At 60.1% G+C, this 26,124-nt stretch carries 17 protein-coding genes and 1 pseudogene; 15 read left to right on the forward strand and 3 right to left on the reverse strand.

Features of this window, described 5'->3' with window-relative positions; all coding sequences use genetic code 11:
• Nucleotides 1-15: 15 nt before the first annotated feature.
• The 11 genes and pseudogenes from cobT to JW799_RS15170 all read left to right on the forward strand — a co-directional run bounded on the left by cobT (nucleotide 16) and on the right by JW799_RS15170 (nucleotide 11,364).
• Nucleotides 16-1,074 (forward strand): nicotinate-nucleotide--dimethylbenzimidazole phosphoribosyltransferase, encoded by a 1,059-nt coding sequence (gene cobT, locus JW799_RS15125; protein ID WP_205430525.1) that lies wholly within the window; start codon nucleotides 16-18, stop codon nucleotides 1,072-1,074.
• A gap of 11 nt (nucleotides 1,075-1,085) precedes the next feature.
• A complete protein-coding gene (cobU, locus tag JW799_RS15130; protein ID WP_205430526.1) occupies nucleotides 1,086-1,661 on the forward strand; it encodes a bifunctional adenosylcobinamide kinase/adenosylcobinamide-phosphate guanylyltransferase in 576 nt (191 codons plus the stop codon).
• On the forward strand, nucleotides 1,658-2,632 hold the full coding sequence (cbiB, locus tag JW799_RS15135; protein ID WP_205430527.1) for an adenosylcobinamide-phosphate synthase CbiB: 975 nt from the start codon (nucleotides 1,658-1,660) through the stop codon (nucleotides 2,630-2,632). The genes cobU and cbiB overlap by 4 nt, the downstream gene beginning before the upstream one ends.
• On the forward strand, nucleotides 2,611-3,435 hold the full coding sequence (gene cobS / locus JW799_RS15140; RefSeq protein ID WP_205430528.1) for an adenosylcobinamide-GDP ribazoletransferase: 825 nt from the start codon (nucleotides 2,611-2,613) through the stop codon (nucleotides 3,433-3,435). Before cbiB ends, cobS begins: the two co-directional genes overlap by 22 nt.
• Before the next feature lie 19 nt (nucleotides 3,436-3,454).
• Nucleotides 3,455-4,558, forward strand: a complete 1,104-nt coding sequence (gene cobD, locus JW799_RS15145; RefSeq protein WP_205430530.1) for a threonine-phosphate decarboxylase CobD — start codon at nucleotides 3,455-3,457, stop codon at nucleotides 4,556-4,558.
• Nucleotides 4,545-5,909 carry a cobyric acid synthase gene (locus JW799_RS15150; protein ID WP_338026272.1) on the forward strand — a complete coding sequence of 455 codons (1,365 nt, stop codon included), beginning with the start codon at nucleotides 4,545-4,547 and terminating at the stop codon, nucleotides 5,907-5,909. Before cobD ends, JW799_RS15150 begins: the two co-directional genes overlap by 14 nt.
• Nucleotides 5,906-6,256 carry a hypothetical protein gene (locus tag JW799_RS29660; RefSeq protein WP_338026273.1) on the forward strand — a complete coding sequence of 117 codons (351 nt, stop codon included), beginning with the start codon at nucleotides 5,906-5,908 and terminating at the stop codon, nucleotides 6,254-6,256. Before JW799_RS15150 ends, JW799_RS29660 begins: the two co-directional genes overlap by 4 nt.
• A 304-nt stretch (nucleotides 6,257-6,560) precedes the next feature.
• Nucleotides 6,561-7,136, forward strand: a complete 576-nt coding sequence (gene cobO / locus JW799_RS15155; protein ID WP_080834624.1) for a cob(I)yrinic acid a,c-diamide adenosyltransferase — start codon at nucleotides 6,561-6,563, stop codon at nucleotides 7,134-7,136.
• A gap of 967 nt (nucleotides 7,137-8,103) precedes the next feature.
• Nucleotides 8,104-9,535: pseudogene (locus JW799_RS15160) on the forward strand (RtcB family protein).
• Nucleotides 9,536-9,541: 6 nt separating this feature from the next.
• Nucleotides 9,542-10,852, forward strand: coding sequence for an AAA family ATPase (locus JW799_RS15165; protein ID WP_205430531.1), 1,311 nt, complete (start codon nucleotides 9,542-9,544; stop codon nucleotides 10,850-10,852).
• Nucleotides 10,853-10,932: 80 nt separating this feature from the next.
• Nucleotides 10,933-11,364, forward strand: coding sequence for an Hsp20 family protein (locus JW799_RS15170; protein ID WP_205430532.1), 432 nt, complete (start codon nucleotides 10,933-10,935; stop codon nucleotides 11,362-11,364).
• 61 nt (nucleotides 11,365-11,425) lie between these two features.
• On the opposite strand, the gene JW799_RS15175 is transcribed toward JW799_RS15170, so the two are convergent.
• Nucleotides 11,426-18,886 carry a SpaA isopeptide-forming pilin-related protein gene (locus JW799_RS15175; protein WP_205430533.1) on the reverse strand — a complete coding sequence of 2,487 codons (7,461 nt, stop codon included), beginning with the start codon at nucleotides 18,884-18,886 and terminating at the stop codon, nucleotides 11,426-11,428.
• 327 nt (nucleotides 18,887-19,213) lie between these two features.
• On the opposite strand from JW799_RS15175, the gene JW799_RS15180 reads away from it, so the two are divergent.
• Nucleotides 19,214-19,726 carry a DUF1904 family protein gene (locus JW799_RS15180; protein ID WP_205430534.1) on the forward strand — a complete coding sequence of 171 codons (513 nt, stop codon included), beginning with the start codon at nucleotides 19,214-19,216 and terminating at the stop codon, nucleotides 19,724-19,726.
• 10 nt (nucleotides 19,727-19,736) lie between these two features.
• Nucleotides 19,737-20,027, forward strand: a complete 291-nt coding sequence (locus JW799_RS15185; protein ID WP_205430535.1) for a DUF1294 domain-containing protein — start codon at nucleotides 19,737-19,739, stop codon at nucleotides 20,025-20,027.
• A gap of 6 nt (nucleotides 20,028-20,033) precedes the next feature.
• Here the strand turns inward: JW799_RS15185 and JW799_RS15190 are convergent, their stop codons facing one another.
• Nucleotides 20,034-21,656, reverse strand: coding sequence for a response regulator (locus tag JW799_RS15190; RefSeq protein WP_205430536.1), 1,623 nt, complete (start codon nucleotides 21,654-21,656; stop codon nucleotides 20,034-20,036).
• Nucleotides 21,657-21,683: 27 nt separating this feature from the next.
• Nucleotides 21,684-23,411, reverse strand: a complete 1,728-nt coding sequence (locus JW799_RS15195) for a cache domain-containing sensor histidine kinase (protein ID WP_080834612.1) — start codon at nucleotides 23,409-23,411, stop codon at nucleotides 21,684-21,686.
• Nucleotides 23,412-23,733: 322 nt separating this feature from the next.
• Between JW799_RS15195 and JW799_RS15200 the strand changes: the two genes are divergently transcribed.
• Both JW799_RS15200 and JW799_RS15205 read left to right on the forward strand, forming a co-directional pair.
• Entirely contained in the window at nucleotides 23,734-25,092 is a 1,359-nt protein-coding gene (locus JW799_RS15200) for an ABC transporter substrate-binding protein (RefSeq protein ID WP_080835503.1), read from the forward strand.
• A 117-nt stretch (nucleotides 25,093-25,209) separates the two neighbouring features.
• Entirely contained in the window at nucleotides 25,210-26,124 is a 915-nt protein-coding gene (locus JW799_RS15205; RefSeq protein ID WP_205430538.1) for a carbohydrate ABC transporter permease, read from the forward strand.

Below are 26,124 nucleotides of genomic sequence, written 5' to 3' on the forward strand. Positions count from 1 at the left end.
ACGGAAGCGACAGATATGGCATTTATACGCTCGGCGGCCGAAAAAATCGTTCCCGCAGCCAAAGCGGCGCAGATGGCCGCAGAAGACCGGCTGAACCAGCTGACGAAGCCGCCGGGAAGCCTCGGCAGGCTGGAGGCGGTGGCCGTGCAGCTGGCGGGCGCGATGGGCACGCCCGAGCTGCCGGGGCGGCTGCGCAAGGCGGTCGTCGTGATGGCGGCGGATCATGGCGTATGCGAGGAAGGCGTCAGCGCTTTTCCCCAGGAAGTGACGCGCCAGATGGTGGCGAATTTCCTGAACGGGGGAGCGGCGATCAACGTGCTGGCGCGCCAAGCCGGCGCGGACGTCGTTTGCGTCGATATGGGGGTCAAAGGGCCTGAAATCGTCCATGAAAAGCTGCTCTCGCGCAGGGTGAGAGAGGGCGGCACCGCAAATCTGGCGCGCGGGCCGGCGATGACCCGCGAGGAAGCGGTGCGGGCGATTCGCGCCGGAATGGACGTGGCTAACGATTTGTCGATGAAGGGCTATAACGTGCTGGCCACCGGCGAAATGGGGATCGGCAATACGACGGCCAGTTCGGCGCTCCTTGCCGCCCTGACCGGGCTTGACGCGGAGGAGGTCGTCGGACGCGGCACCGGCATCGGCGACGAAGGGCTGCGCCTGAAGAGGGAGACGGTGGCACGGGCGCTCGAGCTGAACCGTCCCGATCCGCAGGACCCGGTGGACGCCTTGGCCAAGGTCGGGGGGCTGGAGATCGCGGGACTGGCCGGCCTCGTTGTCGGTGCGGCTTCCATGGGCATTCCGGTCGTCATCGACGGCTTTATCTCGTCGGTCGCCGCGCTCGCGGCTTGCCGGATCGCCGAAGGGGTCAAACCCTATCTGATTCCTTCCCATCTGTCGAGCGAGCGGGGTCACAAGCGAACGCTTGAGGAGCTGGGACTTGCGCCCATGCTTCAATTGGAAATGCGGCTTGGCGAAGGTACGGGAGCTGCGCTCGCCTTTCCGCTGATCGACGCGGCCTGCGGCATTTTGCGGGAAATGGCGACGTTCGACAGCGCCGGCGTTTCCAAAGGCTAGGGGGCAGGGGCATGGTAGTGCTTGTCACGGGCGGAGCGAGAAGCGGCAAAAGCTCGTTCGCCGAAAAGTACGCGGCCCGCTTGGCCGAACGCGGCGTATATGTGGCCACCTCGCAGATTTTGGACGACGAGATGGGACAACGCATCGCGCTTCACCGCGAGCGGCGGGAGCGGACCGGGTTCGCCTGGGAGACGGTCGAGGAGCCTTACGAGCTGTGCCGGGTGCTGCGGGAGCGCGAGGACGCGCCGGTCGTGCTGGTCGACTGCCTGACGCTGTGGCTGACGAATTGGCTGCTCGCGGAAGAAGAGGCGGAGGACGCCGAGCGGAGGGTGCTCGCGCGGGTCGACGAGCTGGCGCGGGTGCTCGAATCTTATTCGGGACGCGTCGTGTTGGTGACGAACGAGGTCGGCGACGGCATCGTGCCGGAATACCGGCTCGGGAGGTCGTTCCGGGATTTGGCCGGCGTCATGAACCAGCGCATCGCGGCGGCGAGCGACAGCGTGTTTCTGGTGACGGCGGGCATTCCGGTCGAGCTGAAAAGCCTTGCGTTCCGCTGGCGTGACGAGGGGACGGAAAGCGGAGCATGATGTTTTATTCGCTGCCGGAAACGCTCGGGATGCTTGTCGCGGCTATCGCGGCCGATTGGCTGATCGGCGACCCGCGCCGTCTGCCGCACCCCGTCGTCGGCATCGGCCGCTTGATCGGCCTGCTGGAGCGGCGGCTGCTTCGCGGGCCGTCCGGAAACGTTTTGCGGCTGAAAGGCTGCGTCCTGACGGTTGCTGTCGTTGCGGCCTCTTTTTTGCTCATGTGGGGCGTTTGGCTGGTTGCAGACCGGATTCACCCCTGGCTCGGCTATGCGGTCAATGTCTGGTTTATTTCGACGACGCTGGCGGTCAAAGGGCTGAAGGACGCGGCTATGCTCGTCTACCGGCCGCTGCGGCGGGGCGATCTGGCCGAGGCCCGGATCAAAGCTGGCTGGATCGTCGGGCGGGACACGGACGGCCTGGCGGAAAAGGATGTCGCGCGGGCGGCGGTGGAAACGGTGGCGGAAAATACGGTGGATGCCTTCGTTTCGCCGCTTTTTTTCGCTTTTATCGGGGGCGCGCCGCTTGCGATGCTGTACCGGGCGGCCAATACGCTCGATTCGATGGTCGGCTATAAAAACGAAAAATACCGGGATTTCGGCTGGGCGTCCGCGCGGCTGGACGACGTGCTGAACTGGCTTCCGGCGCGGGCGGCGGGAGCGCTGCTGGCGCTGACGGCAGCCTGCTCCCGCTTGGCCTCCGGGAGGAGGGCCTGGCGCTCGATCCGGGCGTTCGCGCATCTGCATCCGAGCCCGAACAGCGGCATCCCCGAAGCGGCGGTGGCCGGGGCGCTCGGGTTCGAGCTCGGCGGCACGAACCGGTACGGGGGCGTCGCGAGCGAGCGGGCCCGTCTCGGCTGGCCGCTGCGGCCGTTGGAGGCCGAAGACATCGTCCGGACGATCCGGCTTCTGTACGGAGTCAGTTTCTGGTTGGCGGGAGGGTTGTTGTGCGCATGGCTAAGTCTCGTTTGGTAAGCGCGGTCGAGCCGTTCGTCGTCGCGATGCAGTTTTTGACGCGGGTGCCGGTGCCGGTCGAGGCGGAATTCACGGAGCGAAGCTGCCGGCGCAGCGTCGCGTTTTACCCGGCCGCGGGCCTGGTCATCGGTCTGCTGCTCGCCGGAGCCGCGTGGGGGCTGGCTCGCATACTTCCGCCTCTCCCGGGGGCCGTGCTGCTGACGGCGCTCTGGATCGGTTTGTCCGGCGCGCTGCATCTCGACGGCTTGATGGACACGGCCGACGGCTTGCTCAGCCATCGCTCCCGCGAGCGAATGCTGGAGATCATGAAGGACAGCCGCGTCGGCGCGATGGGCGTCGCCGTGGGCACGCTTTCGCTGCTGCTGCGGGTTTCGCTGCTGTCCGTGCTGCTCGGGGAGGGCGAAGGGGCGTCGGCCTTTGCCTTGGCCGCGCTTGCTTTGATCCCCGTCTGGAGCCGGGCCTTCATGTCGACGGCGATCGCCGGCTGGCCGTATGCGCGATTGCCCGGCGAAGGGCTCGGCGGGCTGTTCCGCACCGTTCGGCCGCGGCATGCGGTTTATGCGTTCGCGGCCGCCTGCGCGATCGGCGCCGTCGTCCTGGCCGCGGCCGGCCGGTGGAACTGGCGGGAAGGGGCGGTCATGCTTGCGGTCATGGCGATTTTTACTTACGTTCCCGGCGCGCTGCTGGCCGCTTCCGCTTCGCGCAAGCTGGGCGGGCTGACCGGCGACGTGTACGGGGCGCTGAACGAATGCGCGGAAATCGGACTGCTGCTGTTGGCGGCGGTTTTTATCTATAACGCTTAAAAAGAAGGGAGACGGCGTCATGCTGGAACGATTCGGACACGGCGGCGACTGGGCGACGGCGGAGGAGAGCTTCGGCAAGCCGGAAGCGGGGTGGCTCGACTACAGCGCCAATATGAACCCGGCCGGGCCCCCGGCGTGCGTCGAGGCGATTTTTCGGGAGCGGTGGCGGGACATCGCGCGCTACCCCGATCCGGCGGTTCGCGGCCTGCGGCGCAAATTGGCCGAGACGCACGGGATTTCGGAGGAGAGCATCCTCGTCGGCAACGGAGCCGCGGAGCTGATCGATTTGGCCGTTCGGGGCGTTTCGCCGCGGGAAGCGGCGCTGGCCCAGCCTTCGTTCGCCGAGTACGGCGACGCCTTGCGGAAGGCGGGCGTTCGGACGAAGGAGCTGCCGCTCGCCGCCGGGAACGGCTTCGAGCTGACGGCGGAAATGCTGGCCGGTCTGAAGCTTTCGGAAGGCAGCTGCGTTTTTATCGGGCATCCCAACAATCCGACGGGCAGGCTCGTTCCGGCCGATGCGCTTGCAGCGCTTCGGACGTCCCGAGCGACGCTGCTGATCGACGAGGCGTTTATCGACTTCGTTCCGGGAGGGGAGGAGGCGTCGCTGCTGCGCGAGGCCGCAAGCTCGGAGCGGATCGTTGTTTTTCGCTCGATGACGAAATTTTACGCGATTCCGGGCATCCGGCTCGGTTTTGTCGTCGCGCATCCGAAGCTGATCGCCCGTCTCCGGGAGCTTCAGCCGCCTTGGAGCGTTAATTTTCTCGCCCAGCATATCGGCGAGGCGCTGCTCGGGGAAACGGATTATGCGGCGAAAACGATGGCCTGGCTGGCCGAAGAGCGGCCGCGGCTCGTCGCCGGGCTCGAATCGCTCGGCCTTGCCGTCGTGCCAAGCGAGGTCAACTATTTGCTCGTTTCGCTGCCGGAAGACAGCCCCTGGAACGCGAAGAAGCTTCAGCGCCGCATGGCGGGGCGCGGAATTCTGATTCGGGACGCGTCGTTGTTTGCGGGGCTCGACGGGCGTTATTTTCGCCTTGCGGTTCGGCTGCGGCACGAGAACGAGCGGCTGCTTGCCGAGCTGGCTGCGGCGCTGAAGGAAGGGGCGGGTTGCGATGGCGAGGCATGACGGCGGGAATGAGGTTGCGGGCGCGATGAGGAGCGTTCATGGGGAGGATGAGGCAGCGGGCGCGGTGCGGAACGCGGAAGGCGGGCATCGGCCGATGCCGGATTCGGCTGGCGAGATTAACGCCGCCGCGCAAACGTCGTCGGATACGGACCGCGAATTGAAATCCGCAAAAACGATCATGCTGCAGGGCACCGCTTCCGACGTCGGCAAAAGTCTGCTGACGGCCGCCCTCTGCCGGATTTTCAAGCAGGACGGCTATCGCGTCGCCCCTTTCAAATCGCAGAACATGTCCAACAATTCCTACGTGACGCCGGACGGCAAGGAGATCGGGCGGGCTCAAGGGATGCAAGCCGACGCGTGCGGGATCGCCGCCACGACGGACATGAACCCGATTTTGCTGAAGCCGAGCCGGGAAATGTCGGCGCAGGTGGTCGTTCACGGCAAGCCTTTCCGGGACCTCGGAGCAAGGGAGTATCGGGAAAGCTATTTGCCGCATGCGGAAGGGATCGTCAAGGAAGCGCTCGGACGGCTCCGGGCGGCCTATGACATCGTCGTGATCGAAGGGGCGGGCAGCCCTGCGGAAGTGAATCTGAAGGACCGGGATATCGTCAATATGCGCCTTGCCGGCTGGGCCGATGCGCCGGTGCTGCTGGTCGCGGACATCGACCGGGGGGGCGTGTTCGCCTCCGTCGTCGGCACGCTGGAGCTGCTGGAGCCGCATGAGCGGGAGCGGGTTCGGGGCGTGATCATCAACAAGTTCCGGGGCGATGCGTCCCTGCTCCGGCCGGGAATCGACTGGCTGGAGCGGCGCATCGGCAAGCCGGTCGTCGGCGTCGTCCCGTATTTGCCGGACCTGGCGCTTGAAGACGAGGATTCGGCTTCGCTCGACGGCAAGCGGCGTCTCGCCGGGGGAGCCCCTTCCGCGGATCGTAGGCTCGATATCGCGGTGCTCCGTCTGCCGCGGATTTCGAATTTTACCGATGTCGATCCTCTTTTATCGGAGCCGGATACGGTCGTGCGTTACGTGGCCTCGGTTGCCGATTGGGGCGAGCCGGACGCCGTCATTCTTCCGGGCAGCAAAAATACGGCGGAGGATTTGCGGTTTTTGCGCGCGGCCGGGCTGGAAGCGAAGCTGCTGGCGTTCGCGGAGCGCGGCGGCCGGGTCGTCGGCATTTGCGGCGGCTACCAGATGATGGGGCGGCGGCTGCTCGATCCGGAAGGCGTGGAATCCGCCGCGGCGGAAACGGCCGGTATCGGCTTGCTGCCGTTGGAAACGGTGTTCGCGGCGGACAAGCGGACCGAACGAGTGACGGGAAAGGCGGCCATGAAGTTCGGCGCGGGCGGGAAGTGAATGTCGAAGGCTACGAGATTCATATGGGCCGGACGGTCGCGCTCGAGCCGGCGGACGCGCCGTTTCGGCTGCGACCGCTTCGGCTGCCGGAAGAGCCCGGGTCCTGGCATCGGGATGGGGCGATGTCCGCGGACGGCAAGGTTTGGGGAACCTACTTGCACGACGTTTTTCATAACGATGCGCTGCGCCGGGAATGGCTGAACGAGCTGCGCGCGGACAAGGGGCTTGCGCCGCTTTTGGAAGCAACCCGGTTCGGAGAGCTGCGGAAGCAAGCGTTCGACCGGCTGGCGGAGCATGTCCGCAAGCACCTGGATGTGGGGAACATTTATCGGATGATGGAGGGATGAGAAGGTGAGCGGGACGAAACGAACGGATGGACCGGATGCGATAGAGGGAACGAGCGAGGCTGTGGGTTCGGATGTGTCGGACCGAATGGATGGAACGGGTGCGGGTGCGATAGCAGGAAAGATCGAGGCTGAAGGACCGGACGTGTTGAACCGAGCGGGTGGAACCAGTGGGATAACGGGAAAGAGCGAGACAGAGGGATCGGACGTGTTGAATCGAGCGGGTGGAACCAGTGGGATAACGGGAAAGAGAGAAATTGAGGGTACTGCCGGATTGGTCGTCGGGAACGAGGAAGAAGCGCCCGGTATGGCTGGCTCCGATGGATTGTCCGCTAAGGAAAAGCCGAGCAAGGAACGGGGACTGGTGCTTGTATATACCGGGGACGGCAAGGGGAAGACAACCGCGGCGATGGGGTTGGCCGCGAGAGCGACGGGACGCGGTCACCGCGTGCTGGCGATTCAATTCATCAAGTCCCCCCAGCGCAGCTATGGGGAACAGCTTGCCCTTCAGAAACTCGGCGTCGAAATCGTCCAGACGGGCATCGGGTTCACCTGGACCAAGACGCCGGAGGAGCATCGGGAAGCTCTGCGAAGCGGCTGGGAGTTGGCCAAGCGGCGGATTTTGCACGGCGAGGAGCGCCTGATCATTTTGGACGAGATCAACAACGCGCTGGCGATCGACCGTTTTCCGGTCGACGACGTGCTGTCGCTGCAGGAAGTGTTGGACGTCATTCGCCGCCGCCCGCAGGGCATGCATCTGGTGCTCACCGGCCGCGACGCGCATCCGGACATCATCGCCGCCGCCGATCTCGTCACCGAGATGAAGGCGATCAAGCATTATTACGACGAGGGCGTACCGGCCGTCTTGGGGATCGAGATGTGACGAAAGCGGACGATTCGTGAAAACCAACCGGATAAATGAAAGTAACCGGCCCTATAAAAATATTTTATTTTTGTGTTGACAAATGGTTATTTTCGCCATTATGATAAGCAATAACTTGAAGCGAAAGGAGGTCGACGGACGTGACCCGCATTCAACTTACGCTGTCGTTGAAGCCGCAACTGAATAATCGGGACAAAGTCCATCGGCCTCGGCGGGCGCAATTTGGCGTTACGGCAGGATAACCGGCATCGGGATTCTGCGTGCGTTTTTATCGGCATACGCAACAGCCGCGAGCGATTGGGCTCGCGGTTTTTTTTGTCGTTCGCGAAAGCGGAATGGGCGATAGAGGAGCACCCGGTGCGCTACATCGCGGCCGCGGGCCGGGAATGGGCCCGAAGAAGTGCACCCGGTGCGCTACATCGCGGCCGCGGGCCGGGAATGGGCCCGAAGAAGTGCACCCGGTGCGCTACATCGCGGCCGCGGGCCGGGAATGGGCCCGAAGAAGTGCACCCGGTGCGCTACATCGCGTCCGCGGGCCGGGGATGGGCCCGAAGAGGAGCACCCGGTGCATTACATCGCGTTCGCGGGCCGGGGATGGGCCCGAAGAGGAGCACCCGGTGCGCTACATCGCGGCCGCGGGCCGGGATGGGCCCGAAGAGGAGCACCCGGTGCGCTACATCGCGGCCGCGGGCCGGGATGGGCCCGAAGAGGAGCACCCGGTGCGCTACATCGCGGCCGCGGGCCGGGAATGGGCCCGAAGAAGTGCACCCGGTGCGCTACATCGCGGCCGCGGGCCGGGAATGGGCCCGAAGAAGTGCACCCGGTGCGCTACATCGCGGCCGCGGGTCGGGGATGGGCCCGAAGAGGAGCACCCGGTGCGCTACATCGCGGCCGCGGGCCGGGAATGGGCCGCCAATCGCTGCAAAATCACAATCCAAATAAGAACAAAAGGAGTTAAAATTTTTATATGTTCAGAGCACCAAAATTATCTTCCTACTATCGGCCCGTCCGTCTCCCGGCGGGGGACGTGCACGTATATGCCGGCGAGGAGCTGTACGGCGCCATGGGAGCCAAAGTGTTCGAAATGGCGAACAACAATTTGCAAATTCCGGCGATCCGCTATATGAGCTACACGCCGGACGTCCACGTGGGCGTCGGAACCTGCATCGGGACGACGGCGATTTGGGAGGCGGGCGAGGCGTACGTTTCCCCGTCCATCGTGGGCAGCGACATCGGCTGCGGCATGCGGGTTCACTTGACGAACCTGCACGCGGCGGAGATCAAGGAGGTCAAGCTTCGGCGGAAGCTCGTGAAAGAGATCGAGAAGCGGATGCCGGTCGAGCAGCATGCGCGCGGACATTTTTCCGATCTTCGCGTCGAGGACGTTCTGCGAAACGGTTTGCACGGACTCCCGAAAAAATACGTCCCCGACGCCTACGCGCCGCGAAAGGCGACTTCGCTCACGCATGTGGAAAACAGCCGGTTCCGTTTCGACGAAAACGCGCTGAACCGCCTCCCGGAGCCGGTCTGGCACCGTGCGCACCGTCAGCTCGGGACGCTGGGCAACGGCAATCATTTCGTGGAGCTTCAGGCGGTCGAAATCGACGAGGCGAATCGGGGAACGGCCGAAAAATGGGGACTGTTCGACGGCCAGGTCGTCGTCATGATCCATTCCGGTTCCCGCGCCTGGGGCGGTGCGGTCAACCAGTATTGCGGCACGGAAGTCGCGAAGACGATGCGCAGGCTCGGGCTTGGCACCGCCGATCCGAAGCTCGTTTTCGCGCCGACGGACAGCGAGGCGGGCCGGACGTACGTCGATCTGATGTATTCGGCTCTCAACTTCGCGACGGCGAACCGCCATCTGATCGCGTACGCCGTGCGGGAAGCGTGCCGGGACACGCTCGGCTCCGTTCGAAATGCGGACGCTGTACGATTTGATGCACAACTACGCTTGCGAAGAGGAACGCGACGGACGCGCGTGGTTCGTGCACCGCAAAGGCGCGACGCTGGCGCTGCCTCCGGGCCATCCGGCCAACCCGGAGCCGTACGCCGAAACGGGACACCCGGCGCTCATTCCGGGTTCGATGGGGACGGCTTCGTATTTGATGGTCGGCAGGCCGGAGGGGGCGCGCAACGCTTACTCCATCTGTCACGGAGCCGGGCGCATCCGGTCGCGCAGCGCCACCAAAAAGCTGGTTACCGTCGACGAATTCGCCTCCTCGCTTCTCGTCGGCCAAGAGGACGAGATCGTCGTCATTCACCGGGCCCTGGAAGCGATCGTGGACGAATCGCCGCAAGCCTACAAAAACGTAGACCAAATTATCGAAAGCGTCGTTGGCGCGGAGCTTGCCTCCGTCGCGGCCAAATGCCGCCCGCTCGCGACCGTAAAAGGAGTATAAAAGCTTATGACAAGTAACATCCAGAACCTCAAACGCGAGGGGGCCGTTTCGGATCGTTTCGTGGCCAGATGGAATCCGGAAGACTCCCCTCGCACGAAGGCCTATTTTGACTATGTTTCCGTGTTGAACCGCATCTCCGGGCTGCTGAAGGAACGGTACGGGTGCGAGCTGCAGCTCTATTACGAAAGCGACGCAAACGATGCCTGGGACGGCCTGGAGGAGGACGTTCGCGGAGGCTTCCCGGGCATGGAGCACGTCGCGAGCATTTACGACCTCGTCGAGACGAGGGAATTCAAATTCGACCAGGAACCGTACGAAAAGAAAATCGGCATCCGGCCGGCGATTCGAAACAACGTTTTCGGCTATCCCGGCCACTCCGTCGCGTTCGCCCGCATTCCGAAGCTGAACGAGTACGGTCTCGGCTACGAGGATATCCTTTTCGCCAAAGATGACGATTCCCTGCGCGCTTTTCTGGAAGATATGAAGGCAAGGCAGCTGCGGGAGCGGAAAATCGCGCTGTTCGTCGATACGCGGGACGGACTCGAGCGCAAGCACGAGCCGCTTAGCCGAGCGGTCTCCCGGGAAGATGTCGTGATGGAGGAAGCGTTGAAACGGCAAATTTTCCGTTATATCGATGAGTTTTTTTCCGAGGACAAAACGTTTTTCCAGACGTACGACATTCCGTACAAACGCGGCATTCTGCTGTACGGCAAGCCGGGCAACGGCAAGACGACGCTCGTCAAGTCGATCGCGGGCAGCGTGGAGGCCCCCGTCGCCTATTGGCAAATTACCGAGTATACGACGAGCGAATCGATACAAGAGGTGTTCGCCTCCGCGATCAAGCTGTCGCCGATGGTGCTCGTCATTGAGGATATCGATTCGATGCCGGAAGCTTGCCGCTCTTTTTTCCTGAATACGCTCGACGGCGTCGCGTCCAAAGAAGGCATTTTCCTGATCGGCACGACGAACTACCCGGAAAAAATCGACCCCGCCCTGATGAACCGGGCCGGACGCTTCGACCGGGCTCACGAGGTGAAGCTGCCGGATGAGGCGCTGCGGCTGCTTTATTTGAAAAAGCGCGGCTTCGCGCGGCTTGCGGGGGCGGATGCGGCCGTCGAGGCGGCCCGTCGCACCGAAGGCTTCTCGCTCGCCCAGCTCGGGGAGCTGTACGTGTCGGCGGCGCTGCAGAAGCATTACGACGGCGACGTCAAGCTGGACAAGCTGATCGGCGAGCTCAAAAGCGATCTGCACAAAGACCGGAAGGGCGAATGGATGAGCCGCGGCGGGGCGGATCGTCCGGCCGGTTTTTTGGGATAAGGGAGATGCGGATGGAATAAAAAGGCTGCCATCGTCCCATATTAACCGAAGCTCGATTCATTTTAGGGGAGGTTTGTGCCGTGGCGCTTACGCCTTACGAACCGTTTCAAAGCCTGGAGCATTGGAAAAGGGATCTGGACCGGTTTTTTAACGATTTTCCGGCGAGCTTGAGGCCCGGGAGCAGTTTTCCGCGAATGGACGTGTTCGAGACGGACAGGGAAGTCGTCGTGCATTGCGAAATCCCCGGCGTGGAGAAAAAAGAAGACATCCACATCGACGCGGAGGGGGACCGGCTGACCGTCGGAGGAGTCTATCATTCCGCAAACGAGTGGAAGGAAGCCCAGGCGCATCGCCGCGAGCGGTTCGAGGGGCGGTTTCAGCGTTCGGTGACGCTGCCCGCGAAAGTTAGGGAAGAGGGCATTTCCGCAAGCTATAAAAACGGCGTTCTCGAAATCCGTTTGCCGAAGCAGGAGCCCCGTTCCGGCCGAAAGATCGATATCGAGTTTCAATAAATCGAAGCGAATCGAAAAAAAAGGATCCGGCTTTTCGGCCGGATCCTTTTTTGAATTCGATTTACCCGCGAACGCGTCTAGCCCGCCAAGCAAGTCCAAGCAGGATCAAGGCGATCCCGGCGACTTGGTAAGGCAAAGGACTATTTTCTCCCGTCTTGGGCAATTCCTTCACGTCTGGGGAAGCGTTATGGTCATCGTTGCCGTCGACGCCGCCTTGCGACAGCGCTTCGACATTGATTTCAAACCAAACTTCCTCAACCGTTCCGTTTGCGCTCAGGATGGCGATGGAGAACACGTCTTTGCCGACATAGCCCGGGTTCGGCGTGTACGTCCATTTTCCGTTTGCGCTTAGCGTAACCGTTCCATGCTCCGGCTGTTGGCCGATGCTCGGAACGCTTCCTTCGGCGAGCTCGACGCTTCCGGTGATCGGAGTGTCTTGTCTGGTTGTCTCTTTCTCCGTCACAGGCTGTTGTACAGGCCCGGAAGGCGTTTCCGGAGTCGTTGGCGTCTCCGGAGCCGTCGGCGTCTCTGGGTCCGTAGGCGTTCCCGGCGTTTCCGGCGTTCCCGGCGTTTCCGGAGTCGTCGGCGTTTCAGGCGTCTCCGGTGTTCCCGGAGTTCCTGGAGTTCCCGGCGTCGGAATCGGCGGAATCACGAACTTTTTGTTGAACACGATCGTCTCCAACGGTTCGCTTCCGGTTTCCGAAATCGTAATCGAACGCTCGGTCATATCCAGTACATAGCCGTTCGGAGCGGCCAGCTCCGTCAAAACGTAATTGCCGGCAAGCAGATTGTCGAACAGCAGAACGCCGTTCGCGTCGGTCGTGCCGGTGGCAATTTGTGCACGGGTGCCGTCGGCTTCAAGGCGCTCAAGTTTAAACGTCGCTCCCGCCAGCGGGGCGTTGGAATCCTGGTCGACCTTAGAAACCTTCAAGGATTTCAAAACAGGTTCAACCCGTTCCTTGACGTTTTCCACCGTGACAACGATCGTTTCCGTCGAGTTTACCGTGAAACGACGTTCCTGTGCATCCAAAACGTATCCTGTCGGCGCTTCGATCTCCGTCAAAATGTACTCGCCGAACGGCAAACCGTCGAACGCAATCGTTCCTTCGGTATCCGTGGTGCGCGTTCCGAACGGAACGACGACACCGTCGGCGCTGACAAAATCAAGTTTGAACGTAGCTCCGGGGAGCGGCGTTTTGGAGTTTTGATCGACTTTCAGAATCTTGAGAGCGCCTGTCGTCGGGGTTCCCGGATCGACCGGCCCCGGGTTGTTTTTGGCATTCTCTACGATGATTTCGGTAATTCCGTAGGTTGCCAGAGTGACGGAACGTGCTTGCGAATCGAGCAGATAACCGCTCGGAGCGCTGGTCTCCGTCAGTTGGTACGTGCCGAACTCCAGGTCTGCAAACAAAAGTTCCCCGTTGGCGCCAGTCGTGCCCGTCCAGTAAGTGGTGCCGGCGACGCTCTCGACTCGTTCAAGTTTGAACGTAGCTCCGGGGAGCTTCGTGCCGATTCCTTGCTCGACCTTCACGATTTTGAGGCTGCTGCTTTGCGGCTCGGGAGCCGGCTCATCCGGTTTCTTGACGTTTTCAACCGCAACGGTCTTGTCCTTGTCGCTGTCGGAAAGAACGACCGTTATCGGAGAAGCGTCGAGCTTATAACCGTCCGGAGCCTGTGTCTCCGTCAGGGTGTAGGTGCCGAGCGGCAGGTCTGTAAACAAAAATTCCCCGTTGTCGCCAGTCGTGCCCGTCCAGTAAGTGGTGCCGGCGACGCTCTCGACTCGTTCAAGTAAGAACGTAGCACCGGGGAGCTTCGTGCCGGTTCCTTGCTCGACTTTCGTGACCTTGATGCTGCCGAGCGTCGGAACAACCGGCTCTTTCTCGTTTTCAACCGTAACGGTCTTGTCCTTTTCGCTGTCGGAAAGGGCAACCGTTATCGGAGAATCGTCGAGCCTATAACCGTCCGGAGCCTGTGTCTCCGTCAGGGTGTAGGTGCCGAGCGGCAGGTCTGTAAACAAAAATTCCCCGTTGTCGCCAGTCGTGCCCGTCCAGTAAGTGGTGCCGGCGACGCTCTCGACTCGTTCAAGTAAGAACGTAGCTCCGGGGAGCTTCGTGCCGGTTCCTTGCTCGACTTTCGTGACCTTGATGCTGCCGAGCGTCGGAACAACCGGCTCTTTCTCGTTTTCAACCGCAACGGTCTTGTCCTTGTCGCTGTCGGAAAGGGCAACCGTTATCGGAGAATCGTCGAGCGTATAACCGTCCGGAGCCTGTGTCTCCGTCAGGGTATAGGAGCCGAGCGGCAGGTCTTCGAACAGCAGCTCGCCGTTTGCGTCGGTCGTGCCCTCATCGGAGAACGAAGGGTCACCCGATTTGAGCTCGAACGAAGCGCCGGCCAAAGGAGTAATGCCGTCTTCATCGACTTTGACGACCTTGATGCTGCCGAGCGTCGGAACAACCGGCTCTCTCTCGTTCGAAACCGTGATCTCCTCCGGAGCCGAAGCGCCGGGTACAATCGTAATCGTATGTTCGGAAGCGTCCAGCACGAATCCGTCCGGAGCGCTTGTCTCCTTCAGGAAGTAAGTGCCGACCGGCAGGTCATCGAACAGCAGGACGCCGTTTTCATCGGTGGTGCCGGTTTTGACTACCGTACGCGTACCGCCAACGTCCGATTCGAGCTCGAACGTTGCACCTTCAAGCGGATTGTTGGAACCCTGCTCGACTTTCAGTACTTTCAGGTCGCCAATAAAGTAATCCGGATCGATGGAGTTCTCAACCGTGATCTCCTCCGGAGCCGAAGCGCCGGGTTCAATCGTAACCGTACGTTCGGTAGCGTCCAGCATATATCCGGCCGGAGCGGTTGTCTCCGTCAGGAAGTAAGTGCCGACCGGCAGGTCATCGAACAGCAGGACGCCGTTTTCATCGGTGGTGCCGGTTTTGACTACCGTACGCGTACCGCCAACGTCCGATTCGAGCTCGAACGTTGCACCTTCAAGCGGATTGTTGGAACCCTGCTCGACTTTCAGTATCCTAAGGGCACGAACTTCCTTGGCGTTCTCCACTACTTCTTCAACAGCGGCGTTGTTTGAGAACTTGGGAACGACGACCGTTCGTTGAGTAGCGTCAAGGATATAGCCGTTCGGAGCGTTTGTCTCGGTAAGGATATACGTTCCCGGAACCAGACCTCCGAACAACAATATGCCGTTCTCGCCAGTCGTGCCGACTTTGGAGACCCCGCCAGCCGAACTGAGCTCAAATGTCGCTCCTGCAAGAGTTTGACCCGAGTCTTTGTCGACTTTCACCACCCGAATGGAGCCGAGGTCCTTTCTGTTTTCGACGACTTCGGTGACGGTTACGGGATCGGGACTGCCATTCTTCGGAACAACCGTGACGGTACGCTCCGTCGTATTCGGCCAATATCCGTCCGGTGCCTTCGTTTCCGTTAAAATATAGTCGCCGAAGAACAGGTTGTCGAACCGGATCTCGCCCGAATCGTCCGTAACGCCGGTACCGACGACTACGCGTCCGCCGCCGTAAGCAATGCGTTCGAGCTTGAATTCGGCGCCCTGAAGACGAATGCCGGGATCCGTGTCGTCCACTTTTCGAATGAGCAGGTCTCCGAAGTAATCGGGATCTCTGTCATTCTCAAGCTCGACAACGAAAGGTTCCGTTCTGTTGGAGACCATCGTGATCGGATGTTCGGTCGCATCCCGCAAATAGCCTTCCGGAGCGCTTATCTCCGTCAGGACGTACTCGCCGTCGGGGAGATTGTCGAACTGCAGCACGCCGTCGGCATTAGTGGTGCCGGTAGCGACTACAATGCGGGAATCGTCGGCTGCAACGGATTCGAGTTTGAACTCTGCGTCCGCCAGCGGTTCATCCGTGACAGCATCGACCTTCAAGACTTTGATGGCCCTAACTTCCTTGATATTCTCCACCGTTACTACAACATCGGCTGTGGAGAACTTGGGTACAATTACTTCCCGTTCGGTCGGGTTATCAATGTAACCTTCTGGCGAGACAGTTTCGGTAATGTAATACGTACCCGGAACCAGCCCTTCGAACGTAAGTTCCCCGGAGTCGATTGTAGTACCCGGTGTCCCAATTGGGGTGCGAGTACCGCCAACATCCAATTCGAGCTTGAACGTCGCGCCTTCAAGGCGAGCATTCGTATCCCGATCGACTTTCACCACCCGAATGGAGCCGAGGTCTTTTTTGTTTTCGACGATTTCGGTGACGGTTATGGGATCGGGACTGCCATTCTTCGGAACGATCGTAACCGTCCGTTCCGCAGTATTCGGCCAATACCCATCCGGTGCTTCCGTCTCCGTCAAAATATAGTCGCCGAAGAACAGGTTGTCGAACCGGATCTCGCCCGAAACGTCCGTAACCTGTTCGCCAATCAAGACGCGCGTGCCATCGGAGATTCTGCGTTCCAACTTGAACTTTGCGCCCTCAAGAGGATCGCTCGATGCTTCGTCGACCTTCCGAACGAGCAAGTTTCCGAGATAATCCGGATCCTTGACGTTTTCAAACGTTTCGACGACAGGTTCCGTCACTCCGGCGGTAATCGTGATCGGACGCTCGACGGGATCCAAAAGGTAGCCTTCCGGCGCTTCCGTCTCCGTCAAAACGTAGTTGCCGAACAGCAAATCCTCATACAGCAGCTCGCCGTTTCCGTCCGTGGCGGACGTATCGTGCGAAATCAAAATCCGCGCGCCGTTGCTTGCGACGCGTTCGAGTTTGAATTTCGCGCCGGCCAGCTTGTGCGTTTGCCACTCCTGGTCGATCTTGACGACCTTCAGGCTGCCGGTCAAGCCGGTTCCGGTACCCGAACCCGACGATTTGCGAATCTGGATCGTCTTGGACGTTTGGACTTCTTCCGTCGAGATCTCGTCGCCTTGGAAAAGCACGGAGTTGCCGACGTTCGCACGGTCCGGAGCGTTGATGAACGTTTGATATTCCAGAATATACGGAACATCGATCGTATGGACAAAGCTCAGCGTGAACGATTGCGATCCATCCGCTTCGGTGTTGACTTCAAGCTCGTATACCGTGCCGTTATCGGGGATCAACTCGTTTTTCGTGACCGTACCGTTAGCGTCGACATTCGTGGTGTAAAGCTTGAAGGAATCCTCCATCAAAATCTGGTTCGGCGTCGGCGTATCGATGACCTTGGCGCCGGATACGTGAGACTGGCCGCGGTTAATGTAAACCGTCCAGTCGATCAGGCTGCCGTTTTGCGCGGCATCCTTGGCCACGTACTCGCCGCCTTGCGGCACCGTGACGGAAGCCGGAAGACTTGCGATCGTTTCCGTTCCGTCCATTAACACGGCAGTGTTAGGGATGGTTCGGACGACAAGCTGGCCTTCGAGCGTCGTCTTGAACGTAACGTAATAAGGCGTGTCGATCGAACCGATAAAGTCGACGGTCAGCATCTTTCCATCAGGGCTGTCCGTCCAATTCGCGGTATAAAGCGCGTCGTCAACTTCATCGCCGACCGTTACGCCGTTGTTCCCTCCGGTCAACGTGAGATGGCGGACTTCAAGAGAACCATCCACGTAAGCCTGATTGGACTGCAGAACGTCGGTGATCACGGCGTTATCCATGTGCTGCAGGTTATAGTTGACGCCGATATTCCACGTGATTTCCTTCGTCCGCGGGTCGTACGTGCCGTTCTTGAAGCCGTTCGCCTTCGTGTACCCGTCCGGGTTGAACTCGGAGGTCACCGTTTTGGAATGGGGAGTTTCCTCCTCATCGTAAAACTCGACCCACTCGACCTTGCCCGTATTGTTGAACCGGTCTCCGGAGGTCAAGTACGAATACGTGAACTTAGTCGTATACGTAATCGTATACTCTTCGTTCACCGTCCCCAGGAAGCGGACGACGAATCCCTGTTTGTAATCGGGAGCCGTGTTGTCCGGCAGGTAATCGACTTCATAGTCGGTTCCCGCCGCAAGCTCGCTTCCGTCTTCCCGGGTAACCTTGAGCGTCGCCGGATCAAGCTCCAGCCCCCCGGAGGAGAAGGTATCCGTGTACTTGACGTTCTTGAAGGCGTAGCCGTTCTGGTTCAGGACGACTCGCCAGTCGACCGTTTTCGCGTCATACTTCGGATTGGAGGACGCCTTGTACAGCACGACCTGGTAAATCCCGCGCTGGGCCGTCTTGGTCACGCCGTCCGCCGTTACCGAGTTATGGATCGTATCGCTTTCGTACACGTAACCGGTCGCTTGCGTCTCATATACGACTTTATACGCTTTGTCGATATTGTTGTCAAACGTGAGGTCGAAACCGTTTTTCTCGACTCCGCCTACTTCGACGCCTTCAAACTCAGTTACCGTATACAGATCCTCGTCGATCGGCTCGGCGGATACGTTCTCGCTGCCATCCGCGTTCAACGTGACTTCGTAAACCTTCAACGATTCGGTCACCAGCTCGTGAGTCGCATCGAAGCGGTCCGAAATCAGCGTGTCGCTTGCGTCAACCGCCTTCTCGCCGTAGTTGTACTTGATTTCCCACGTGATTCTTTGCAGGTCGTCATTGTAACCGACGGCGGCCTTGTCCAGCCATTCGCCTCGCGGAGCGCTGACGGAAGCGGTGGCCGGCGAATCCGGGATGTTGTCTCCGGATAGCGTGGCGGTGTTCGGGAACGTCGTGACGGCGCTGTCCGCGATTTCGGTCGAAAAGACGATCCGGAAAGCGCGGTCGATGTCGTCGAACGAGATTTCGAAGTCGTCCGTTCCGCCGATCTTGCCGACGGTGTAGTTGCTTTCCGGAACGAGATCGCCGACGGAAACGTCGCCGTTAACGCTGACATTCAGTTCATATACTTGAATAGAGCCGGCCGTCAGCGTAAGCCCGTCCGGAATCGGATCGGAAACGACGGCGTTTTCGATGCGTTCCAGCTTTTTGTTGAAGTCGACGGTCCAGTCGATGCTCCGGGCATTCGTCACCCTGTCGGGAACGCCTGCTTTGGAGATCGTTTGGGTCACCTGAGGATTGAAAACGACCGTAATGATCTGATCTCCCGTTTTGACCGGGAACCGGATCTCCTGCACGGCGTTTTCGGTGATCGTCTCTTCGCTGAATTCCGTTTCGAACGTCAGCGTGCCGTGAACGTTGGAAAGCGACGCGATGTTATCGTTGAACGTCATCACGACTTCATTCGTTTGCCAGTAGGCAATGAAGTCGCCGACATCGGTCCCGTTGATCATCAAATCTCCCGGCACATCGTTGTAAAGCTTGAATTGTTCGGGAAGCACGAACCGGAACGTGTCGCCATCCCCGTAGGAGTGGCCGTTTTCCAGTTCCCATTCGTAGCTGATATTGACGATCGATCCGATTTCGACCCGGTCGTCCGGGTTGACGTTGGCATCGATGACGTTGCCGTTTTCATCCGTCAAAGTGACATGGGTCAGGATGTTCTCCGTAATTTCAGCGGCGCTGGCCGTCTGGGCCCAGCCTGCAAAATTCGCATTGGAAAAAATCAGCAAAAAGATGAGAGCGATCAATCCTCTTTTTTTCATGCTGTGTAGGGTCCTCCTTTCTTCTGAAGTTTTAGGCGCGTTACTGCTTCGAATAGAGTTCAACTCCTTCCTTGAAAAAATATGCGCTCCCGCAATACAATAAGCGACAAAACTATACAAAAAATGTACAAGCATAAAAAAGCGCTTTCGACAAAATGCGAGCATCATCGAATAGCGCCTGACGACGGGATAGAATGTATGAAGGAGACGTTCTGATCGCGCCTTGCTGCGCCGGAAAGCGTCCCGTCCGTTCGAGCGGACGGGGCGTTTGCTTTTGCGGCCGATTGCAAGGATAATAGATTCGAACGAGAATCGGAGGAATGCAAGATGCCGCAATTGCTGATACGAGGGATCGGGCCCGAACGGGTGCGCGCCGCAAGCCGGTCCCTGATCGCGGAACTCGCCGCCGTGTGCGAGTGTCCGCCGGACCATATCATGCTGGAATGCCTGCCTACGGCGGCTTTTTTTGACGGGGAAGAGGTTCCCGTGTTTCCGTTCGTCGAAGTGGCCTGGTTCGATCGGGGAGAAGACGTTCGCGACCGCTTCGCGGAGGCGGTGGACCGCCACTTTCGGGCTGCGGGGATTCCCGAGCTGGAAATCGCCTTTCGGACGTATCGGCCGGAAGAATACTATATAAATGGAAAGCGCGCGGGCGGCAGCCGGGAGAACCCGGCGGAGCGGGCGGGCCGGGAGAGCGAGGAGGAGCGGGAGAGCGCCCTCCGGGCGGCCGAAGCCGAAAACCGCAGGCTGAAAGAGGAGCTGGCCAAGGCGCGCAAGTCGCTGCAATCGGCGGCGGGCGAGCGCATGTCCAGCCGGCTGCGGGACGCGCTGAGGGAATAGGAGGAAACGAATGGACCGGGATTTGCTGTTTTTGCTGTCCGTTTATTTCATCGCGATCAATATCTATGCGTTCAGTCTGATGGGATCCGACAAGAAGCGGGCGATCCGCAAGCGGAGAAGGGTGCCGGAAGCCCGCCTGTTCCTCGTCGCGGCCGCCCTTGGGGCTCTCGGCGTCTGGCTCGGCATGCGGACGTGGCGGCACAAGACGAAGCATGCGTCGTTCGCCGCCGGCATTCCGGCCCTTCTTGTCGTCAACGCCGCCGTCATCGCGATGCTGCTCTGGCCGTGGGCCGGGTCCTAGACGGATCTAGCCCGGCTTCGCCTGCGATTCCAGCCGCTGCATGTACTCCCTCGGCGACATGCCCTCCACTTTTTTGAACACCTTGCTGAAATAAAAAGCGCTGTCGTAGCCCAGCTTTTGCGATATTTCGTAGATCCGTCCCTCGCCGCGCTTCATCATGTCCTTGGCCGCCGCCATTTTCGTCTCCGTGATATATTCCACGTAGTTGATTTTCGCCACCTTCGAGAACAGATGGCTCAAATAATTGGGGCTGAAGTTAAACACGTCGGCCACCTGCTGCAGCGACAGCTTGCGGTCGAGATTGCGCTTGATATAGTCCTGGACGTTCCGGACGAGCTGTTCCTTGTAGCTCTGCTTGCGGGAGGACAGAAGGTTCGCGCAGCCGTCCCGGAAACGCGCGAGCCAATCGACGACCCCGTCCATGTCCTGCATTTGGTAAATGGACCGGTAGCCCTCCGGCTCGTGCTCGAAAATGTGCTCCACGAGGTTTTCGCCGTCCGAAAGCAGCGACGTGGCCATGTACAAAATGTTGCAGGCGGCGTCGATAGCGGGAACGAGCAGATCGGAGCGCCCTTCGAACGAGCCGATCATGCCGGTGATGATCTCGCGCAGGGCGAGCGTATCCATCTCTTCGAACGCGCGCCGGAGTTCCGAACGCAATTTCGAAAAATCGAACAGCGCAGGGCCCGGGTCTTCCTTTTCCCCTTGCGCATAAAAAACGAACGCCTTATCCCGCGCCGCGGCCGGCAGCGCCTTGCGGGCGGCCAGGTAGCTTTCCCGCAGCACGTACGGATCCTCGACCGCAAAGCCGACGGCCCCGAACACCGCGACGTTGAAATAATTGCGCAGCACGGCGGCCATATGCCGCAATTGTTCCCCGATTTCGGGAACCCAGGCGCGCGGGTCGGCGTCGGGCAACGGCAGCGTGACGGCGAAATTGCGCAGGTCCAGGCTAGTCACATGGCAGGGCCGGAAGGACGAAAGCGTATCCTTCGCCATCTGCACCGTGCTGGAGCACAAGGCCACCAGCTTGTCGCCCCGCGGCGGCACGGTGTCGGGGCCCGAAATCCGGCAAACGCAGACCGCGAAGGCGGCCCCGGACAACTCGACGCCCAGGTCCTCTTGCTGCAGCTCGAACTGGGTCCGGTTTTCGAACAGGTGATGGAACAGGCGGATGAACAATTTGTCCCGCTGCGCCTGCAGATTTCCCCGATGGAGGAGATTGGGGTAGCTTTCGATCGTTTTGTAGTCTTCGAGAAGCGCAATGGCCTTGACGACGGAATCGGCGAGCGCTTGCGGCGTCAGCTCCAGCTTTACCAGATAGTCGACCGCCTGCACCTCGATCGCTCCGCGGGCATATTCGAAATCTTCGTAACTGGTCAAAAGGATGAACAGCGGAATTCGCCCGTACTTTTTACGGGCCGATTCGGCTGCCGCGAGGCCGCTCTTGACCGGCATCTTGATATCGGTAATGACGAGGTCCGGGCGAAGCGCCTCGATTTTCTCCTCCAATTGGGCGCCGTTATGGGCCGTGCCGACGATTTCCACGTTGTACTGCTCCCACTTGAGCATGGACTGCAAGCCGATGCAGACGAGGGTTTCGTCGTCGGCGATCAGCAGTTTGATCACGTTTTCCCCTCCCAGCCTTTCGCCCGGCTACTCCCTGTGCCGGACGGGGATCAAAATCCGCATTCTCGTGTACGCGCCCGCCTCGCTTTCGACGGACAGGCCGTATTTGTCGCCGAAAGCGAGGCGCAGACGGTCGTTCACGCTGCGCAAGCCGACATGTTCGAACAATCCCTTCGTCCCCGGGTCTCCGCCGGCAAAAATCGCGCCGATCTGCTCCCCCGTCATGCCGACGCCGTCGTCCTCGACGGTAATCCGGACGTCGAAGTCCCCGCTTCGCTCCACCGTGACGGCGATGCGCCCTCTGCCTTTCGGCTCGATGCCGTGGAAGATCGCGTTTTCGACGAGCGGCTGCAGCGTAAAGCGGGGGATCAGACTCGCGAGCAGCCCTTCGTCCCGGACGTTCCGCTCCATCGATACCTTCGCGCCGTACCGGTACTGCTGGATGACGAAATAGTCGTCAAGCAGGCTCAATTCGTCCCGCAGCGGCACTATCCGGCGATTGTCCTTCGCGACGCAACGCAGAAGCCGGGACAGGGACGTCGTCATTTCCGCGATGCCGGTCGCATTCTGGATCGTCGCCATCCATTTGATCGAGTTCAGCGTGTTGTACAGGAAATGCGGGTTGATCTGGCTTTGCAGCATCCGGTATTCCAGCTCCTGCTTCTGCTTCGCGTCGGCGACCCGGGAGTCCATCAGCGTCAGAATGTCCTGGGACAGGCGGTTGATGCCCCGGCCCACGTCGCCGAGCTCGCTGTTCCATTCGATATTTTTGTCGATAAAAAAATGGCCCTGCGCGATTTTGTCGATCCGCTTCCTCAATTTCTCCACCGGAAGGCTGATCGTTCGGGTCAGGTAGAGGGTGATGATGCCGCTTGAGGCGATCACGAGCAGGCTGACGCCGATCAGAATCGACGTCCAGATGCTCGCCTTGGGAACGAACTGCTCGTTGGACAGCGTCTGCGTCAACACGACGCCGTCCTGCGCCGGGTACGAAACGGCGATCCGGCGCTCGCCGTCCGCCGTCCGGACGACCGACAGCTCGGTGAGCGGATCGACGGGCTCCTCCGCGGTGTAGGCGGCCGATTCGGCGGGCATCGCGGCCGGAACGATCTTGTCGCCGTCGATTCGATAGCGATGCCGGCCAAGCGCGAGCAGGAGCAGGGAGTCGTCCGGGAGCGCGTAGCCTTTCAGCTTGTCGGTAATGACGGAGGTGGCGGCCAGCAGATGGACGGTTCCGATGACCGTGCCCCTTTCGCCGTAAATCGGCATCGCCAGCGGGATGACGCTCGCGGAGGAGAAGGGGTCCGTCGCGACCCGGCTCCATTGCTCCGGTTCGTCGCCCGCAAGGCCGTTCAGCCGGCCGATATTGTGTATGGTGAGCGGCGTCGACCCGCTGACGGCATTGTCCAGCTGCAGGAACTTTCCGCCAAAGTCGGTCACGATCATCCGCCGGACATAATTGTTCGACCGGTTGACCCGGAAGTCGTCCTGCATGGAGTGGTAAGCGTCGACCGCGCCTTTGGCGTTGGCGCCCTCCGATTCGAAATAATCCGCGATCAAGGCGTTGGTCGTCGAGTTCGTGCTCCAGGTTCTCGCCAGGGAAGACAGGTTGAGCAGATCTTGCTCGATGATGCGGGAGACGAGCCGGAGATTGAACTCGGCCGCCTGAATCGTCGTTTTGCGCTGATAGTACAGGATCAGCTCGTAACTGACAAAAGAAAGCAGCGCCGCGATCAGAAGAGCGAACGCGGTCATGATCAGAATGATGCGGCTTTTGACGGTGGCCCTTCTATTCGTCGCGAACCCTCCTTCGAATGAAGCGCTTTCAACGAATGGCTATTCTTACAATAGCATATTCCCTCGGCTGTTAAAAACAGGGACAAAAGCGCAGCCAATATTTTTACAGGTTTTGCATAGAAAATTACCGGTTTCGGACCGGATTTCGGGAAAACGCGAAAGAAAGTGAAGGAACTGCGGTTGAAATTGCATGCCGCGGCCGACCGGAATCCGATACAATCGAGATGAGGTTCGGCCTACCCGAATCGCAGGTCAAATCGGACGAAAAGGGGCCATGACGATGAAATGGAAAAAAGCTTTCGGATTCACCTTGGCAACCGTGCTTTCGTTGGGACTGCTCGCCGGCTGTTCCGGCAATTCGAACAACGGCGCGAACGGCGCCGCGACGGCATCGCCCTCGGCTTCTCCTTCCGCGGAATCGTCTGCAAGCGCTTCCGCAGAAGCGGGCGACGAGCCCGTCACGTTAAAGTGGGCGCTGTGGGATTGGGAAGCGACGGCCTATTACCAGCCGCTGATCGACGCCTATAAGAAGGAGCATCCGAACGTCACGATCGAGTACGTGGACCTCGGATCGACCGACTTTATGACGATGCTGAGCACGCAGCTTTCGGGCGGCGCGGATTTGGACGTCCTGACCATCAAAGACATTCCCGGCTACGCGAACCTCGTCAAGCAAAACCACCTGGAGCCGCTGAACGGCTTCGTTCGCGAGCAGGGCATCGATACGTCGGCGTACGGCGGCACGGTCGAGCAGATTCAAATGAACGACGAAGTGTATGCGCTTCCGTTCCGCAGCGACTTCTGGATCTTGTACTACAACAAGGATCTGTTCGACGCGGCGGGCGTCGACTATCCGACGAACGACATGACGCTCGAGCAGTATGACGAGCTGGCGAGAAAGCTGACCTCCGGAAGCGGGGCGAACAAGGTATACGGCGCCCATTACCATACGTGGCGAAGCGCGGTTCAATTGTTCGGCATCCTGGACGGACAGCATACGATCATTGACGGCGAATACGATTTCCTGAAGCCGACCTATGAGCGGATTTTGAACCAGCAAAAGGACGGCATCGTCATGGACTACGCCACGCTGAAAACGTCCAGCACCCACTATTCCGGCGTGTTCTACAACAATTCCGTCGCGATGATGAACATGGGCAGCTGGTTTATTTCGACGCAGATCGACAAAGTGAAAAGCGGCGAGTCGCTCGCGAAAAACTGGGGCATCGCGAAGTATCCGCACCCGGAAGGCGTCGAACCGGGAACGACGCTGGGCACGATCACCTCGCTTGCCGTCAACCGGAAATCGGCCAACAAGGAAGCCGCCCTCGATTTCCTGAAATTCGTCACCGGCGAAGAGGGAGCCGCGGTCATCGCTCGGACCGGCGCCATTCCGGCGATCAAAAACGACGAGGTCGTCGCCTCCATCGCGTCCATCGAAGGGTTCCCGAACGACGAAAACAGCAAGGAAGCGCTGAAGACGGCGAAGACGTATCTCGAAATGCCGCTGCATGAAAAAAGCGCGGATATCGAGCTCATCCTGAACGAGGCTCACGACAACATCATGACCAGCAACGTGACGATCGACGAAGGCTTGCAGGACATGACGACCCGGGTAAAGCAAGTTCTCGGCAGCTAGGCGAAACGATCGGGAAGTCTTTCGAAGGGCGGGCGGCGGCCCGCCCTTCTCCGCGGATCGAAGAGCCGCAAAGGATCGCATTCTTTCGTTCGGATTCGGGCGATTGGAGGAGAAATCATGCCCAAGGATCATAAGCCGCGGTTATCGAAAAGCGTGCGCCATCATCTGGTCGCCTACAGCTTCATTGCGCCGAACTTCATCGGATTCGCCGTGTTTACCCTCGTCCCGATGGCGTTCGCGTTCGTGCTCGCCTTCGTCGAATGGGACGGAGCCAATCCGATGGCGTTCGTCGGGCTGCGCAACTTCGACCGGCTGCTCCATGACGCCGCGTTTCATAAAGCGCTGTGGAACACCGTCGTGTACACGATCGGCGTCGTCCCGCTGACGATGGCGTGCGCGCTGGCGCTGGCCGTGCTCCTGAACCGGAAAATCGCGGCGCGGAATTTTCTCCGAACCGTGTTCTTCTTTCCGTACGTCGCTTCGCTGGTCGCGGTGGCGGCGGTCTGGAATTTTATTTTCAGTCCGACGCTGGGGCCGGTGAACAATCTGTTGAACGCGCTGACCGGCATTCCGTTCGAGGAGCTCCCCCGCTGGGCTGCGGACAAAGACTGGGCCATGTTTACCGTCGTCCTGTTCACCGTATGGAAAAACATGGGCTACTACATGGTCATCTACCTGGCCGGCCTGCAGGGGGTCAACCCCGAATTGCACGAAGCCGCCCACCTGGACGGAGCGAACGCGTGGCAGCGGTTTTGGAACGTGACGATTCCGCAGCTCGCGCCCGCGACTTTTTTCGTGCTGATGATTCTGATCATCAACTCGTTCAAGGTATACGACATTTTCATCAATCTTTTCGCCGGCGCCGACAACCAGCTCAACGACACGACCCGCATCCTGGTGTACCAGATTTACAACACGGCGTTCCGCTCCCTGGACTTCGGCTATTCCAGCGCCATGGCGATCGTCCTGTTCCTGATCGTTCTCGGCATCACGCTCGTTCAATTCCATGGCGAGAAGAAGTACGGACAATAG

It is taken from the genome of Cohnella algarum (assembly GCF_016937515.1).
Taxonomy (GTDB): Bacteria; Bacillota; Bacilli; order Paenibacillales; family Paenibacillaceae; genus Cohnella; species Cohnella algarum.